Origin of the sequence: Sphingomonas molluscorum, assembly GCF_039522995.1 — a bacterium.
Taxonomy (GTDB): domain Bacteria; phylum Pseudomonadota; class Alphaproteobacteria; order Sphingomonadales; family Sphingomonadaceae; genus Sphingomonas; species Sphingomonas molluscorum.
On record NZ_BAAAEL010000001.1, the window covers coordinates 149,196 to 165,120 of the forward strand.

Below are 15,925 nucleotides of genomic sequence, written 5' to 3' on the forward strand. Positions count from 1 at the left end.
CGCGCGCGGCGACCGGTGGATTTACCGCAGTCGGCCCGCGCAGCCGGACCGCCGTCACGCCAGCGAAGCGCACATGAAAAAAGGGCGCCCGCTTGCGCGAACGCCCCTTTTCTTCCCGCGTCGGATGCGACGCGTGGATGGCTTCAGGCGCCGACGACCTTGAACTTGTCGGTCGCGAGCGCGACGCGGTTCGAAAGCGGCTGCGCGGCGTCACCGGCCAGCTTCAGCATCGCCTCGGTGTTCTTCGACGTCTCGGCCACGAACGAGTCAAACGCGCCGCGGAAGAAGTCGGACTGGAGCTTGAAGAACTCGGTGGGCGACTTGACGGACGCCAGCGTCTTCATGGTCGCGGTCGCGTTCTCGAAGTTGCGGCGACCGAAGTCGGCGGCGTCGTGGCCGATCGACTCAAAACCCTTGGCAGCGATGCGGCTGGCTTCGACCAGCGCTTCGACGTTGCCCTTGGCGAAGTCGGTCATTTCCTCGACGCTCTTGGCGCTCTTTTCCATCGCCGCCTTGGTGCGGGCGTTGAAGTCGGAGAACAGGGCCTGCGCCTTGTCGGTGGTGGCTTCGGCAGCTTCGTTGGTGTGGATCATGGTGCGTTCCTCTGGCGCGGGCGCGGCCGGCTCGGCGGCGTCCGGGCTGGTTTCCCCGGCATGCGCCTGCACATCGGCTGCGGCCATCGCGGCGGCAGCGGTGTCGGCGGGCTTGTCGGCGATGGTTTCCAACTGCGCGGTCACCGGAGCCACGAGCTGTTCGATCGGCTCCGGCGCGGCGGGTGCCACGAACGGGACTTCGACAGGCTTCTTTTCGGCGGCGGCGGCAACAGGCGGCGGGGACACGGCCGGCTTGGCACGAAGCGGCGGAGCCTTGCGAGCCAATGGCGCGGGCGCCTTTGCCTTGGGTTCCTTGCCTGCCATGCGAACGGCCTCCTGCGTAGCTGCTGCGCTGCAACAAATACGCTTTGTTCCGTCCCATTGCAATCGAGATTGTGCGGCGCAGCATCACCGCCCACAAAACCGCTAACGCTGTGGGACGGCTTATCTTTTCAAAACGTATTCTCCAGGGGCAGGTCCCAGCGCGGCGAGCGCACCCTCACCCGGAACGCGCGAGCCCGACGCCTCTACCTCCGCAGCATCGATCCCGCGCAGCCACTGGATCCAGTCGGGCCACCAGCTGCCCTTCACCTCGCGCGCGCCGGCCAGGAAGTCGGCGAGCGTCGCCACTCCGGGCGAGTCGTTGAGCCAATACTGGTACTTGCCCGCAGAAGGCGGATTCACGACGCCGGCGATGTGGCCGGAGCCCGCCAAGACGAAGCGGAGCGGCCCCTCGAAGTGGTGGGTGATCCGCCACACGCTTTCCGCCGGCGCGATATGATCCTCGCGGCCCGCCTGGATGTAGCTGGGAGTGCGGACGGTGGTGAGGTCCAGCGGCGTGCCGTCGATCGCGATCGACCCCGGCTGCACCAGCCGGTTGTCGCGGTAGAGATCGGTCAGGTAGCTCAGGTGCCAGGTTGCCGGCAGGTTGGTAACGTCCGCATTCCAGTGGAGGAGGTCGAACGGCGGCGCGTCCTCGCCGAGCAGATAGTTGGCGGTGACATAGTTCCAGATCAGCTCGCGCCCGCGCAGCAGGTTGAAGGTGGCGGCCATGACCCGGCCGTCCAGGAACCCCTCGGCCGAGAGGGTGCGGATCAGCTCCAGCTGGTCGTCGTCCACGAACAGCGACAGCTCGCCCGCCTGGGAGAAATCGACCTGCGCGGTGAAGAAGGTGGCGCTGGCGACCTTGTCCGCCTCGCCACGCGCGGCCAGCAGCGCCAGCGTCGCGGCCAGCGTGGTCCCGGCCACGCAATAGCCGACCGTGTGCACCGCCGGTACGTCCAGCAGCGCGCGCACGGTGTCGATCGCGTCGATCTGGCCGCGCAGCACGTAATCGTCCCAGCGCACGTCCTTCATGCTGGCGTCGGCCGAGCGCCAGGAGACGACGAACACCGACAGCCCCTGCTCCACCGCCCAGCGGATGAAGCTTTTCTCGGCCGTCAGGTCGAGGATGTAGAAGCGGTTGATCCACGGTGGGAAGATCAGCAGCGGCGTCGCCAGCACCTTCTCGGTGGTCGGCGCATAGTGGATCAGCTCGTAGAGCTCGGTGCGCTTGATGACCTTGCCGGGCGTGGTGGCGATGTTGCGCCCGACCTCGAACGCGCTGGCGTCGCTCTGGGTGAGCTGGCCGCGCGCCATGTCGGACAAGAGGTTCTGCAGGCCCTTCAGCAGGTTCTCGCCCCGCGTCTCGACGATCCGCTCCAGCACCAGCGGGTTGGTGACGGGGAAGTTCGTCGGGCTCATCGCGTCGACGAAGCCGCGGGCGAGGAAGCGGAGCCGCTCCTTCTGGCGCGGCTCCACGCCCTCGAGCGCATCGACGCCCTTCATCAGATGCTCGGAGGCGAGGAAATAACTCTGCCGGATGAAGTCGAACACCGGCTGCTCGTGCCATTGCGGCGCCTTGAACCGGCGATCGCGGGCCTGCGCCTCGGGCTCGACATAGGGCTCGGCATGGGCGGGATCGACGAAGCGCTGCCACAGCTTGAGCGTGTCCGCCCAATAGTCGGCACCCGCCTGTGCCAGCGCGAACGGATCGGCCCAGGCGGGCAGTGCAGCGGGAGCAGCGCCACCGGCCGGGGCCGGCTTGGCGTCCTTGTCCACCGGGAAGGCGAAGCCGTGTTCCAGCAACATCTGCTGCGCGCGGCCGAACACCGCCGTCCAATGCTGGATGTCGGCGAGCGAGGGGATCGCCGGCTGCTCCGGCGGCGGGGGTGCGGCATCGTCTGCCATGACATTCCTCTCGATCTGGTGCCGTCCGGCTGGTGTAGCGCAAGCCAGCGGTTGCGTCAGGCCCGATCGGGCGGGCGTGTTTTCGTTGCGACCGATGCGTGCGGGACGCCAACTTTGTTTCCCGCAGGCCCGTGAATGGCGTAGAAGAACGCTCCATCAAGCAACGAGGGACCGATGTCCGAGGAATTCTACCGCATCAAGCGCCTGCCGCCCTATGTCATCGCCGAAGTGAACGCGATGCGAGCGGCGGCACGCGCGGGCGGGGAGGACATCATCGACCTCGGCATGGGCAACCCGGACCTGCCGCCGCCGCCGCACGTGATCGACAAGCTGTGCGAAGTCGCCCGCAAGCCCGACGCCCATGGCTATTCGGCGTCCAAGGGCATCCCCGGGCTGCGGCGTGCACAGGCCAACTATTACGGCCGCCGCTTCGGCGTCGACATCGACCCCGAGACCGAGGTCGTCGTGACCATGGGGTCGAAGGAGGGGCTCGCGAGCCTCGCCACCGCGATCACGGCGCCCGGCGACGTCGTGCTGGCGCCCAACCCCAGCTACCCGATCCACACCTTCGGCTTCATCATTGCGGGCGCGACCATCCGCGCCGTGCCGACGACACCGGACGATGCCTATTTCGAGAGCCTCGAGCGGGCGATGAACTTCACGGTTCCGCGGCCGAGCATCCTGGTGGTCAACTATCCGTCGAACCCCACCGCGGAGGCGGTGGATCTCGCCTTCTACGAGCGGCTGGTCGCCTGGGCGAAGGAGAACAAGGTCTGGATCCTGTCCGACCTCGCCTATTCGGAGTTGTACTTCGACGGCAAGCCGACGCCGTCCATCCTGCAGGTGAAGGGCGCGAAGGACGTCGCGATCGAGTTCACCTCGCTGTCGAAGACCTATTCGATGGCGGGCTGGCGGATCGGCTTCGCGGTCGGCAACAAGCAGCTGATCGCAGCGATGACGCGGGTGAAGTCCTACCTCGACTATGGCGCGTTCACCCCCATCCAGGCGGCGGCCTGTGCGGCGCTCAACGGCCCGCAGGACATCGTCGAACGCAATCGACAGCTCTATCACAAGCGCCGAGACGTGATGGTGGAGAGCTTCGCGCGCGCCGGCTGGGACATCCCCTCCCCGCCCGCATCGATGTTCGCATGGGCGCCGCTGCCTCCGGCGCTCGCGCATCTCGGCTCGCTGGAGTTCTCCAAGCAGCTGCTCACCCATGCCAAGGTCGCGGTGGCACCCGGCGTCGGCTATGGCGAGAACGGCGAGGGCTATGTCCGCATCGCCATGGTCGAGAACGAGCAACGGCTGCGCCAGGCGGCGCGCAACGTGAAGCGCTACCTCCAGTCGATGGGCGTCAACACGCCCGGCCAGGCAGCCGGCTGATCCTGAGGCGGAGCGAGGCCGGTCTTCGCTCCGCCACCAACCCGGATGCTGCGCCGCATCGCCGAGAGCCGACGAAGCAAATCTCCCCCGGAAGCGGGAGAATTTCGTTGCAAAGCAGCAGCGAGCCACCCCATCTAGTTCCCGTGCTGCGACAATATGAACTGGTGGAGCGGGTCAAAGGCTATGACCCGGAGGCCGACGAGGCGTTGCTGAACCGCGCCTATGTCTTTTCGATGCATGCCCATGGCAGCCAGAAACGGGCGTCGGGCGATCCCTATTTCAGCCACCCGATCGAGGTGGCGGGCATCCTGACCGACCTGCACCTGGACGACGAGACGATCGCCACCGCGATCCTCCACGACACGATCGAGGACACGGTCGCGACGCCGGAGGAAATCGAGGCGAAGTTCGGGCCGTCGGTGGCGCGCATGGTCGACGGCGTGACCAAGCTGTCGAAGATCGAGGCGCAGACCGAGAACCAGCGCGCGGCGGAAAACCTGCGCAAGTTCCTGCTGGCGATGTCCGACGACATCCGCGTGCTGCTGGTGAAGCTGGCCGACCGGCTGCACAACATGCGCACGCTGCATCACATCGCCAAGCCCGAGAAGCGGCGGCGGATCGCGCGCGAGACCATGGAGATCTACGCCCCGCTCGCCGAGCGGATCGGCATGTACGAATTCATGAACGAGATGCAGACGCTCGCCTTCCAGCAGATCGAGCCGGAGGCGTATGAGTCAATCACGCGCCGGCTGGAGCAGCTGCAGACCGGCGGCCGCGAGCGCATCGAGAGCATTGCGGGCGGCCTGAAGCAGCTGCTGGAGCGCAGCGGCATCGAGGCCGAGGTCTCCGGTCGCGAGAAGCACCCCTATTCCATCTGGCGCAAGATGTCGGAGCGCCACGTCAGCATGGAGCAGCTGACCGACATCATGGCGTTCCGCGCGATCGTGGAGACCGAGGAGGAATGCTACCGGGCGCTGGGCATCATCCACCGACGCTGGCCGATGGTCCCGGGCCGGTTCAAGGACTATATCTCGACGCCCAAGCGCAACGGCTATCGCTCGCTGCACACCAGCGTCATCCACTCCGAGAACATGCGCGTGGAGATCCAGATCCGCACGCGCGCCATGCATGCCCAGGCGGAGTTCGGCATGGCGGCGCACTGGGCCTACAAGCAGGACGCGGTGCGACCCGATACCCAGGTCAGCTGGATTCGCGATCTGGTGGAAATCCTGGACACGGCCGAGAGCCCGGAAGAGCTGCTCGAGCACACCCGCATGGCGATGTACCAGGATCGCATTTTCGCCTTCACGCCCAAGGGCGAGCTGCACCAGTTGCCCAAGGGCGCGACCCCGATCGACTTTGCCTATGCGGTACACACCGATCTCGGCAGCCAGGCGGTGGGCGCGAAGGTCAACGGCCGCGTGGTGCCGCTGCGCACCGAACTGCGCAACGGCGACCAGGTGCAGATCCTGCGGTCCAAGGCGCAAGAGCCGCAGAGCAACTGGCTGAATTTCGCCGTGACCGGCAAGGCGCAGGCGGCGATCCGCCGCCACCTGCGGCACAAGGAGCGCGAGGAGACGCTGGCGCTCGGCGCCAAGCTCTATGACGACATCGTCGCGCGGCTGCCGGTCACGCTGAGCGCGGCAGCGGTGGAGGACGCGCTCAAGCGGCTGGGCTTGTCGGACGAGAACGCGCTGCGCGACGCGATCGCCAACGGCAAGCTGGACGACGAGGCCGTGATCGAGGCGCTGATGCCCGGCACCGCCGCGGGCGCGCGCGCCAAGCAGCTGCTCGGGCAGCGCGCCCCTATCCTGATCGAGGGGCTGACGCCGGGGGTCGCCTTCGACCTGGCCGAGGATTGCCGCCCGGTCCCCGGCGATCGCATCGTTGCGCTGCGGAAGCCCGGTGGCGGCATCGAGGTGCATGCGATCAGCTGCCCCTCGCTCGCCGACCGCTACGACGCCGATTGGATCGACGTCGCCTGGGGCGACGGCGCGGAGGGCGGCACTGCGCGCATCGCGGTGACGCTGAAGAACGAGCCGGGCGCGCTGGGCGCGATCGCGACCATCATCGGCGCGCACAAGGCGAACATCCTGGGGCTGCGGCTCGACAACCGCGACACCACCTTCCACACCAACACCATCGACCTGGAGGTGCGGGACGCGACCCACCTGATGCGCCTGCTGGCAGCACTCCGGGCGGCCGATGTGGTGAATGCAGCGCAGCGCATCGACGGTTCCACCCAAAGCAATTGACAGGATTGTCAGTGGCGCGCAGGCGTTTCCCATGCACCTCCACCCGCTCGCCGTGGCACCTGCCGACATCGATCACATGGGTCATGTGAACAATGCGGTGTACCTGTCCTGGGTCCAGGAAGCCGTCGTCGCCTATTGGGAGAAGGTCGCTCCTGCCGAGGCGGTCGGCCAGCACCTGTGGGTCGCGCTCAAGCACGAGATCACCTATCGGCGCCCTGCCTTTCTGGACGACGCGATCATCGCGACCGTGGTTGCCGAGCGCGTCCAGGGTGCGCGTGCCTTCTTCTCCACGCTGATCAAGCGCGGCGAGGAAGTGCTGGCCGAGGTGCAGAGCACCTGGTGCTCGCTCGATTCGGACACGCGCCGCCCCTCGCGGCTGGCGCGCGACGTCGTCAGCCGCTTCCTTCCGGACTGATCCCGATCAGCGGGCCGGCGCTGCGGGCGTGACTGCGTCCGCATAGCGGATCCGCCACAGCTTGAACGGTGCCCGCTTCGACAGCGGCACCGGCTCCAGCCATGCCGGCACCTGGCCCTTGGCAAGCTGGGCGTAGAAGCCCTCCGGCGCGCGCGCGCGGTAGAGCGTGGTTTCCGCAAGGTTCGGGCAGACCAGCAGATAGGTCGCGCCGTGGCGCCGGGCGATTTCGCGGAACGCATCGGCACTGCCCTGGAAGGCGTGGTGCACGTCCAGGATCGGCTGCTCGTTGCGATGATAGGGTCCGGTGATGCCGTTGTGATGCGTGCCCACGATTAGCCGCGGGCCCAGGTCGACGTGGGTGAACATGGTGGCCGCGGGAATGCGGTCCAGCTCTGCCAGTGCCGAGATGCTCATGCAGCGCGCGCTGGCGCGGTTCACCATCAGCGTCCGCCGATCCGGCGGGTCGAGTCGCAGGCGCTGGATCAGCGTCGCGGAGAACAGCCCGGCGAGCAGCAACACGACCGCAAGCACCGCGCCTGCGACCTTGATGGCGGTCGAACGGCGGCTGACGAACCAGGTGAGGATCATCCAGGCGAGCGCCACTTCGCCTGCGATCGCCAGCAGCTGTGCGGCCGGCCCGGCGCGGATCTGCCACAGCAGCATCGCCCCGGCAAAGGCGGTGAACAGCGCGATCGCGGCCCAGCCCGCCAGCTGCTCCGGGTTGCGGCGGGCGCGCCAACAGGCGAGGCATGCGCCCAACAGGCCCAGCGCCGGCACGACCGCGATCGGCACGGCAATGCGCAGCGGGTGCTTGTAGATCGGCTTGGCTTCCCGGACGTTGTTGAGCCAGAGGTTGGCGAGTTCGTCCGACACCCCCTCCGGCCGCGACAGGCACTTGGGGAACAGCAGCGCGAAGCCGCCCGCGATCACCGCACCCACGGCGGCGCCGGCCGCAAGCCGCGCGATGCGGCTTTCGAGCGGCAGGCGCGAGAGCGCGAACAGCGCCGCGCCGCCTGCGACCGTCACCGACAGCCACACCGGCGTCAGCGCGTCGCAGCGCATCGCGTAGTTGGCGTTGGAGGCAAAGGCGACGAAGCCGAGCGCGCTGCCGCCGGCAAGCGTCGCGCCATAGACGGCGAGCCGCCGCGCCTCCGCCCGGTCCCACACCCAGCGCAGCGCGACCAGGCCGCCTGCCATCGCGCAATAGGGCAGCAGCTCGAGGCCAATGGTGAGCGACACCGCGCTCGAGATGCCGACCAGCGCCCCGCCCCTGCCCCTGCGCGGATCGGCGAGGCCCGCGACCGTGAGGCTGAGGCAGGCCAGCTGCCAGCCGTGGTGGTCGATGCGCATGGGCATGAACATCGGCAGCGTCGCGGAACAGCCGAACAGGAACAGGATGGCGAGTGCCCATGCCTGGGGCGCGACCAGCCGGCGGACGGTGGCGGCGATCGCGACCAGCACGACGCCCAGCGGCAGCAGCGGCGCGATGCCGCACGCCAGCCGCTCCGCAAGCGCCGCGCCGGTGAACGGCTTGAACAGCAGGAACAGCCCGGCGATCGGAAGGTCGACGAGCCGCGACCAGTGGATGTCGATTCCCGCGGGAGGATCGAGGCGGTACTGGCGCAGGTCGTACCAGCCCTGGCCGCCGAGCAGCCCGCGGACCTGCATCAGCCGCATGTTGTCGTCGGTGTCGTTGAGCACCAGCCAGTGGATCTGCGGCCAGCGCTGGATCAAATAGACGGTGGCGATCACCGCCCAAACCAGCAGCGCCCGGCGCACCCAATGGCGCTCCAGCATCTGTGCGAGACTGACGTTGCCCGACGCGTCGTTCAAAACCGCTTTCCTCACCCCGGCCGGCACGATACTGCCCGCGCGCTCGGCGCCGGCTCTAGTGGCGGGCGCGCAAAGGGCAAGGGCGGGACGGGCGTGGACACCATCTTGAGACGGGTCGAGACGATGCGGACGAGCGGCATGCTCGGCCAGCTGATCCGATTCGGCATCGCGGGTGGCATCTCGACGCTGATCTATGCCGCGGTGTACCTGCCGCTCACCACCTGGGTCTTCCCGCGGGAGCACGCGGTCTATGCGGTGCCCTTCGCCTTTGCCGTGGCAGTGACCGCGGGCTTCTTCCTGCACAGCCGCTGGAGCTTCAAGGGCCATGGCACGCGCCACCCGGGCGTCCGCCAGCAGCTGCAGTTCGTGGCGGTCCAGGGATCCGGCATGGCGCTGAACGCGGCGATCACCTGGGTCGGCACGGCGCTGTTCGGGCTGCCGGCCTGGGCGCCGCTGCTTCCGGCCGTGGCGCTCGCCACGATCTTCACCTTCATCCTCAACCGCTGGCTGGTGTTTGGCTGATATGGACCGCGTCATCTACGATCGCATGGCAGCGCATGACTCCACCCACTGGTGGTACCGTGCCCGTCGCGACATCCTTGCCGACTATATCGCGCGCTATGCGGGGCTGCCGAAGGATGCGCGCATCCTGGAGATCGGCTGCGGCACCGGCCACAACCTGCCGATGCTCGCCGCCTTCGGCGACGTGGATGCGATCGAGATCGACGCGGCGGCGCGCGACATCGCCAGCGCGCGGCTGGGCAAGCCGGTCGGCGAGGCGCCGCTTCCCGAACTCACCGGGGTTCCGGAGGGGAGCTACGACCTGATCGCGGTGCTCGATGTCGTCGAGCATATCGAGGACGATGTCGCGGCACTCGCGGGCATGGCGCGCCGGCTGAAGCCCGGCGGCAAGATCCTGGTAACCGTGCCGGCGCACCAGTGGATGTGGAGCGCGCACGACGTGGTGAACCATCACCACCGCCGCTATTCCAAGGCGACGCTGACGAAGGCGATCACCGATGCGGGCCTTGCCCACAACGGCCTGCGCTATTTCAACTCGCTGCTGTTCCCGGCCGCGCTCGCGGCGCGTGCCGTCGGCAAGCTGACCGGCAAGGACGACAGCGACGACTCGCCGCCGGCAAAGCCGCTCAACCTGGCGTTCGAGAAGATCTTCGCACTCGAGCGGCACCTGGTGGGTCGCCTGCCGCTGCCGCCCGGGCTGTCGCTAATCACGCTGCTGTCGCGACCCGCGTAAGCGCGCCTACTCCGCGGCGCTCGGCCCGCGGGGCGCGTAGATGACTTCGCCCGGCTCCCCGGCGCGATAGCCGAGCGAGGCGCGGCCCTGCACCGGGCCGGCGACATCGGCGACGAGGTACAGCGGTCGGCGCTTCGATTCGACATAGAGCCGGCCGAGATACTCGCCGATCATGCCGAGCACGAACATCTGCACCGCGCCCAGGAACACCACCACCAACATGGTGGAGGTCCAGCCCTGGACCGCGTTCCCCATCGCCCAGCCGATCGCGATGTAGAGCATCAGCAGCACCGAGGCGCCGGTGAGCACCAGCCCCATGTGGCTGGCGAGGCGCAGCGGGGCGGTGGAAAAGCCGGTCATCGCATCGAAGGCGAAGCGCATCATCTTGGCGAGCGGATACTTCGTCTCGCCCGCGTGCCGCTCCGCGCGGTCGTAGAGGAACGGCACCTGGCGGAAGCCCACCCAGGCGACCATGCCGCGGATGAAGCGGGCCTGTTCGGGAAGCGACAGGAAAGCGTCGAGGGCACGCCGGCTCATCAGGCGGAAGTCGCCGGTGTCGAGCGGGATGGGCGTGTCCGTCACGCGATCGAGCACGCGGTAGAAGATCGCGGCGGTCAGCTTCTTGAACAGCGACTCGCCCTCGCGCTTGCGGCGCACGGCGTAGACCACGTCCGCGCCCTCGCGCACCATCGTCTCGCGCATGTCGGAAAGCAGTTCGGGCGGGTCCTGAAGATCGGCGTCGAGGATCAGGATCTGCTCGCCCGCGCACAGGTCCAGCCCGGCGGTGAGCGCCAGCTGATGGCCGTGGTTGCGCGAGAGATTGATGGCGACGACGCACGGGTCCGCAGCGGCGATGCGCTGCATGACCGGCCAGCTGCCGTCGCGCGAGCCGTCGTTGACCAGCACGATCTCGTGACTGCCCCCCACCGCGGCATGCGCAGCGGCGGAGACGCGCGCGTGGAGCGCGTCGAGGCACGCTTCTTCATTGTAGCAGGGGATCACGATCGAGAGCGCAGGCCGGTTCATGGGCCGGCGCGATACTCCAACTCTGCGCCGAACGGAATTGCCTGTGCGACGGTCAGCGCGGCAGCAGCCGCGGGAGCTGGGGCAGGAGTTCGCGGCCGAGGAAGCCGACCGGCCCATTCGCCATCGCCAGCGCCGCTCCCGCCTCGCCATGCAGCCACACGCCCCAGCCGGCGGCAACCAGCGGATCGGCGCCGCGCGCGATCAGCCCCCCGATGGCGCCCGCGAGCACATCACCCGAGCCGCCCGTGGCCAGCCCGACGCCGCCGCCCGCATAGCGCAACAGTGTCCGCCCGTCGGGTGCCGCGACCAGCGTGCTGCTGTCCTTGAGCAGGACCACGGCTTGGAAGCGCTCTGCCGTTCGCAGGGTCACGCCCTCGCGATCCTTGGCGATCTCTTCGGGCTCGCAGTCGCACAGCGCCGCCATCTCGCCGAGGTGCGGCGTGAGAACCAGCCTGCCCCCGAAGGCCGAGGCCAGCCGCTTGGCGAGCGGCCCGGCACAGGCGACGGCGGCCGCGTCGAGCACCAGTGCGGCATCCTCCGGAGGATCGTCCGCGAGTTGTTCGACCAGCCGGATCGCCGCCGCGCGATCCGAGATGGCCGGCCCCACCACGATGGTGTCGCAGCGCCGCGACTCTTGCGCCAGCGCGCCCGCCTCGCCCGCGATTTCGCCGTCCGCGTCCTCCTGGAGCGCGGTCACTCCGGCTTCGGGCATGACAACGCCCAGCAGCGGCGCTGCCGAAGCGATGGTCGCGAGCATCAGCTTGCCGGCGCCGACTCGGAGCGCCGCCTCACCGGTCAGGAGCAGCCCGCCCGGCACGCGCCGCGAACCGCCGACCGCCAGCACGCGTCCCCGGCTGTTCTTGTCGGTACCCTCGCCATGGACGGGCAGCGGGTTCGCGGCGAGCCAGGCGCTGTCGATTGCCGTCGGTTCGCTCATCCGCGCACTCCGGCGCTGCGGTCCGGCTCGGCGGTGACCGCGACCGCGCTTTCCTCGACCGGCGCCGTCTCGTTGTAGCGGACGAGCGCCAGGCCGCCGTAGCGGCCCTTCTCCGGATCATAGCGATATTCGGTGACCGAGCAGTTGGCCACGTCTCCCTCCCGGTCGATGCCCAGGATCTCCGCCTCGCTCATCCGCTCGATGACGTAGCGCAGGCATAGCACCACGACCTGATGCGCGACGATCATCACCCGGCGGCCGCCATAGTGCAGCCCCACCGTGTCCATCAGCGAGCGCAGACGGAAGATGACGTCGCACCAGCTCTCGCCACCCGGCGGCCGATGGTAGAATTTCCCGAGCAGCCGGCGGAACTCCGCCTGTTCGGGCTGGAGCGTGACGATGCCGCTGGTGGTCAGGCCGTCGAGGATGCCGAACTCCTTTTCGCGGAGTCGCTCGTCCGGGCAGATCGGCTCTTCGGGAATGGCGGTGCCGCCCTGCTCGCGGAACAGCCGCGCCGTCTCCATCGCCCGGGCATAGGGGGAGGCGAGCAGCACCTCCGGCCGGCCGTGCGCCTCGCCCCGCGCAAACCAGCGGCCGAGCGCGCGCGCCTGCTCCTCGCCGCGGGCCGAGAGCGGCACGTCCACGTCGCGGGTGCCCACGGCGATCCGCGGGGCGCCCGCCGCGTGGGCCGCGTCGCGCGCCACATTGCCCGCGCTTTCCCCGTGCCGCACGATCCAGAGGCGTTCGGGCCAGGCGGGGGAATGGGCGGTCGGCATGGACGGTGGCTCCTGCGGCATCTTCGCAGGAAGGAAGCGGCGAACCCCGGAGGGAGTTCCAGAACTCCCTCTTTTTGCGACCCTTTCGCAGGTAAGAACCCGCACTTCCCACAGCCGCACCCCCTTGCTACAGCCCGCCCCGAATCTCGCATTCGCTTTTGATGGCGGCGCGCCCGAGCGGGACCCCCTCCCGCCCCTCCGTCCGCGCCGCGCAGACTGGAAGGACAAGTCCACCTATGACCGCCATCGGCCAGGACACGCTCGGCACCCGTGACACGCTCACGGTCGGCAGCAAGAGCTACAGCTACTACAGCCTCGCCAAGGCCTCGGCGAAGCTCGGCGACATCAGCCGCCTGCCCTTCTCGATGAAGGTGCTGCTGGAGAACATGCTCCGCTTCGAGGACGGCACCACCGTCACCCCGGCCGATGCGCAGGCGATCGTCGACTGGCAGAAGGATGCGCGCTCCGACCGCGAGATCCAGTACCGCCCGGCGCGCGTGCTGATGCAGGACTTCACCGGCGTGCCCTGCGTGGTCGATCTCGCCGCGATGCGCGATGCGATCACCAAGCTCGGCGGCGACCCGGCCAAGATCAACCCGCAGGTTCCCGTTCACCTCGTCATCGACCACTCGGTCATGGTCGACGAGTTCGGCACGCCCAAGGCGTTCGAGCAGAACGTCGAGCTCGAGTACCAGCGCAACATGGAGCGCTATGAGTTCCTGAAGTGGGGCTCCAAGGCGCTCAACAACTTCCAGGTCGTTCCCCCGGGCACCGGCATCTGCCACCAGGTGAACCTGGAATATATCGCGCAGTCGGTCTGGTCGTCGCAGGCAACCGACGGCAGCGCCATCGCCTATCCCGACACGCTGGTGGGCACCGACAGCCACACCACGATGGTGAATGGTCTCGGCGTGCTCGGCTGGGGCGTGGGCGGCATCGAGGCGGAAGCCGCCATGCTCGGCCAGCCGGTGTCGATGCTGATCCCGGAAGTCGTCGGCTTCAAGCTGACCGGCGCGCTCAAGGAAGGCATCACCGCGACCGATCTGGTGCTGACCGTCACCCAGATGCTGCGCGCCAAGGGCGTCGTCGGCCGCTTCGTCGAGTTCTACGGCCCGGGCCTGTCGTCGATGACGCTCGCCGACCGCGCGACCATCGCCAACATGGCGCCGGAATATGGTGCGACCTGCGGCTTCTTCCCGATCGACGAGAAGACGATCGACTATATGCGCCTGACCGCGCGCCCGGAGGAAGTGATCGCGCTGACCGAGGCCTATGCCAAGGCCAACGGCTTCTGGCACGAAGCCGGTCGCGAAGACCCGATCTTCACCGACACGCTTGAGCTCGACATGGGCAGCGTCGTCCCCAGCCTCGCCGGCCCGAAGCGTCCGCAGGACCGCGTCAGCCTGAACAAGGTGGACGAGGTGTTCAACGGCGACCTTACCAAGCTCTACAAGAAGGAGCAGCCGGAGCGCGTCGCGGTCGAGGGCAAGGACCACGACATCGGCGACGGTGACGTCGTGATCGCGGCCATCACCAGCTGCACCAACACGTCCAACCCGTCGGTGCTGGTCGCCGCCGGCCTGGTCGCCCGCAAGGCGCGCGCGCTGGGCCTCAAGCCGAAGCCCTGGGTCAAGACCTCGCTGGCGCCGGGTTCGCAGGTGGTTACCGACTACCTCAACAAGGCCGGCCTGACCGAGGACCTGGACGCCATCGGCTTCAACCTCGTCGGCTATGGTTGCACCACCTGCATCGGCAACTCGGGTCCGCTCGCGGCGCCGATCAGCCAGGCGATCAACGGCAACGACATCGTCGCCGCCTCGGTCCTGTCGGGCAACCGCAACTTCGAAGGCCGCGTGTCGGCCGACGTCCGCGCCAACTTCCTCGCCTCGCCGCCGCTCGTCGTCGCCTATGCGCTGAAGGGCACCGTCACCCAGGATCTGATCGAAACCCCGATCGGCCAGGGCTCGGATGGCCAGGACGTGTTCCTCAAGGACATCTGGCCGACCAACCAGGAAGTCGCCGACCTGATGGCGGCCAACATCGACGACGAGATGTTCCGCTCGCGCTACGGCAACGTCTATGCCGGCGACGAGCATTGGAGCGCGATCTCGGTCGAGGGTTCGGACACCTACAGCTGGCCGACCAGCTCGACCTACATCCACAACCCGCCCTATTTCGAAGGCATGTCGATGACGCCGGCGCCGGTCGCCGACATCATCGAGGCGAAGCCGCTGGCGATCCTGGGCGACTCGATCACGACCGACCACATCTCGCCGGCCGGCTCGATCAAGGCGGACAGCCCGGCGGGCAGCTTCCTCCAGGAGCACCAGGTCGCGCGCAAGGACTTCAACAGCTACGGCGCGCGCCGCGGCAACGACGAAGTCATGGTCCGCGGCACCTTCGCCAACATCCGCATCAAGAACGAGATGGTGCCGGGCGTCGAAGGCGGCATGACCCAGTATGAGGGCGAGGTGATGCCGATCTACGACGCAGCCATGCGTCACAAGGCGGATGGCACCCCGCTGGTGGTCGTGGCCGGCAAGGAATATGGCACCGGCTCTTCGCGCGACTGGGCGGCCAAGGGCACCAACCTCCTGGGCGTGCGCGCGGTGATCGCCGAGAGCTTCGAGCGCATCCACCGTTCGAACCTGGTCGGCATGGGCGTGCTGCCGCTGCAGTTCGCCGAAGGCGTCAGCCGCCAGTCGCTGGGGCTGAAGGGCGACGAGACCTTCACCATCCAGAACGTCGCGGGCCTGCGACCGCGCCAGGACGTGGAGGTCACGCTGGTCCGTGCCGACGGCACCACCGAGACGTTCCAAGCCCGCTGCCGGATCGATACCGTCAACGAGCTGGAGTATTTCCTGAACGGCGGCATCCTGCACTACGTGCTGCGCAAGCTCGCCGCCTAAGCAGCTGCCAGACGAGCAAGAGGGGCGTGGGAAGGAAGCTTCCCGCGCCCCTTCTTTTTGCCATTTGCCCGTAGAATGAGCAGCTCCCTGGGCGGCTGCCTAATTCCCCTGCAGAGGTGCGGAATTTACGCGCACGCGGATGTTGCAAGAACTGCAACTGCACCAATAAACCTTCGCAATTGCGTAAAGCCGTGCTGCGGCGCACAAAGGACGTGCCTTTCAGGCATCCTCTCCTAAACCTTTCAAGGCCGGCCCTCGGGTCGGCCCTTTTTTTTGTCCGCCGTTCTGCTATGCGCATGGCACTGCAGCCGCCG

At 68.1% G+C, this 15,925-nt stretch carries 12 protein-coding genes; 6 read left to right on the forward strand and 6 right to left on the reverse strand.

Annotated elements, in window-relative coordinates; translation table 11 throughout:
* Positions 1-143 precede the first annotated feature (143 nt).
* Together ABDZ92_RS00795 and ABDZ92_RS00800 are read right to left on the reverse strand one after the other, a co-directional pair.
* A complete protein-coding gene (locus tag ABDZ92_RS00795; protein ID WP_125962015.1) occupies positions 144-917 on the reverse strand; it encodes a phasin family protein in 774 nt (257 codons plus the stop codon).
* 120 nt (positions 918-1,037) lie between these two features.
* Positions 1,038-2,822: a PHA/PHB synthase family protein gene (locus ABDZ92_RS00800; protein WP_125962014.1), complete on the reverse strand. Its 1,785-nt coding sequence runs from the start codon at positions 2,820-2,822 to the stop codon at positions 1,038-1,040.
* A gap of 174 nt (positions 2,823-2,996) precedes the next feature.
* Here ABDZ92_RS00800 and ABDZ92_RS00805 point away from each other — a divergent pair, with 174 nt between their 5' ends.
* The 3 genes from ABDZ92_RS00805 (at position 2,997) to ABDZ92_RS00815 (ending at position 6,875) form a co-directional block, all read left to right on the forward strand.
* Entirely contained in the window at positions 2,997-4,205 is a 1,209-nt protein-coding gene (locus ABDZ92_RS00805; protein ID WP_125962013.1) for an LL-diaminopimelate aminotransferase, read from the forward strand.
* Between the two features lie 143 nt (positions 4,206-4,348).
* On the forward strand, positions 4,349-6,460 hold the full coding sequence (locus tag ABDZ92_RS00810; RefSeq protein ID WP_125962012.1) for a RelA/SpoT family protein: 2,112 nt from the start codon (positions 4,349-4,351) through the stop codon (positions 6,458-6,460).
* Positions 6,461-6,491: 31 nt separating this feature from the next.
* Positions 6,492-6,875: an acyl-CoA thioesterase gene (locus tag ABDZ92_RS00815; protein WP_204991328.1), complete on the forward strand. Its 384-nt coding sequence runs from the start codon at positions 6,492-6,494 to the stop codon at positions 6,873-6,875.
* A gap of 6 nt (positions 6,876-6,881) precedes the next feature.
* Here the strand turns inward: ABDZ92_RS00815 and ABDZ92_RS00820 are convergent, their stop codons facing one another.
* Positions 6,882-8,672: an AcrB/AcrD/AcrF family protein gene (locus tag ABDZ92_RS00820; protein ID WP_125962034.1), complete on the reverse strand. Its 1,791-nt coding sequence runs from the start codon at positions 8,670-8,672 to the stop codon at positions 6,882-6,884.
* Positions 8,673-8,846: 174 nt separating this feature from the next.
* Between ABDZ92_RS00820 and ABDZ92_RS00825 the strand changes: the two genes are divergently transcribed.
* Together ABDZ92_RS00825 and ABDZ92_RS00830 are read left to right on the forward strand one after the other, a co-directional pair.
* Positions 8,847-9,230 (forward strand): GtrA family protein, encoded by a 384-nt coding sequence (locus ABDZ92_RS00825; protein ID WP_125962033.1) that lies wholly within the window; start codon positions 8,847-8,849, stop codon positions 9,228-9,230.
* Between the two features lies 1 nt (position 9,231).
* Positions 9,232-9,963, forward strand: a complete 732-nt coding sequence (locus ABDZ92_RS00830) for a class I SAM-dependent methyltransferase (protein WP_125962032.1) — start codon at positions 9,232-9,234, stop codon at positions 9,961-9,963.
* 6 nt (positions 9,964-9,969) lie between these two features.
* On the opposite strand, the gene ABDZ92_RS00835 is transcribed toward ABDZ92_RS00830, so the two are convergent.
* From ABDZ92_RS00835 to ABDZ92_RS00845, 3 genes are read right to left on the reverse strand one after another with little or no spacing between them, the layout of a single operon-like run.
* Positions 9,970-10,989: a glycosyltransferase family 2 protein gene (locus ABDZ92_RS00835; RefSeq protein WP_125962010.1), complete on the reverse strand. Its 1,020-nt coding sequence runs from the start codon at positions 10,987-10,989 to the stop codon at positions 9,970-9,972.
* Between the two features lie 52 nt (positions 10,990-11,041).
* Positions 11,042-11,926 carry an NAD(P)H-hydrate dehydratase gene (locus ABDZ92_RS00840; protein WP_125962009.1) on the reverse strand — a complete coding sequence of 295 codons (885 nt, stop codon included), beginning with the start codon at positions 11,924-11,926 and terminating at the stop codon, positions 11,042-11,044.
* A complete protein-coding gene (locus ABDZ92_RS00845) occupies positions 11,923-12,702 on the reverse strand; it encodes a histidine phosphatase family protein (RefSeq protein ID WP_125962008.1) in 780 nt (259 codons plus the stop codon). The genes ABDZ92_RS00840 and ABDZ92_RS00845 overlap by 4 nt, the downstream gene beginning before the upstream one ends.
* Positions 12,703-12,938: 236 nt before the next feature.
* Between ABDZ92_RS00845 and acnA the strand changes: the two genes are divergently transcribed.
* Complete coding sequence (acnA, locus tag ABDZ92_RS00850; RefSeq protein WP_125962007.1) at positions 12,939-15,611, forward strand: aconitate hydratase AcnA; 2,673 nt, start codon at positions 12,939-12,941, stop codon at positions 15,609-15,611.
* Positions 15,612-15,925: the final 314 nt, after the last annotated feature.

Coding starts and splice junctions, on each gene's coding strand:
- ABDZ92_RS00795 (WP_125962015.1), bottom strand. CDS start 917: ATGGCAGGCAAGGAACCCAAGGCAAAGGCGCCCGCGCCATTGGCTCGC.
- ABDZ92_RS00800 (WP_125962014.1), bottom strand. CDS start 2,822: ATGGCAGACGATGCCGCACCCCCGCCGCCGGAGCAGCCGGCGATCCCC.
- ABDZ92_RS00805 (WP_125962013.1), top strand. CDS start 2,997: ATGTCCGAGGAATTCTACCGCATCAAGCGCCTGCCGCCCTATGTCATC.
- ABDZ92_RS00815 (WP_204991328.1), top strand. CDS start 6,492: ATGCACCTCCACCCGCTCGCCGTGGCACCTGCCGACATCGATCACATG.
- ABDZ92_RS00820 (WP_125962034.1), bottom strand. CDS start 8,672: ATGCTGGAGCGCCATTGGGTGCGCCGGGCGCTGCTGGTTTGGGCGGTG.
- ABDZ92_RS00825 (WP_125962033.1), top strand. CDS start 8,847: ATGCTCGGCCAGCTGATCCGATTCGGCATCGCGGGTGGCATCTCGACG.
- ABDZ92_RS00830 (WP_125962032.1), top strand. CDS start 9,232: ATGGACCGCGTCATCTACGATCGCATGGCAGCGCATGACTCCACCCAC.
- ABDZ92_RS00835 (WP_125962010.1), bottom strand. CDS start 10,989: ATGAACCGGCCTGCGCTCTCGATCGTGATCCCCTGCTACAATGAAGAA.
- ABDZ92_RS00840 (WP_125962009.1), bottom strand. CDS start 11,926: ATGAGCGAACCGACGGCAATCGACAGCGCCTGGCTCGCCGCGAACCCG.
- ABDZ92_RS00845 (WP_125962008.1), bottom strand. CDS start 12,702: ATGCCGACCGCCCATTCCCCCGCCTGGCCCGAACGCCTCTGGATCGTG.
- acnA (WP_125962007.1), top strand. CDS start 12,939: ATGACCGCCATCGGCCAGGACACGCTCGGCACCCGTGACACGCTCACG.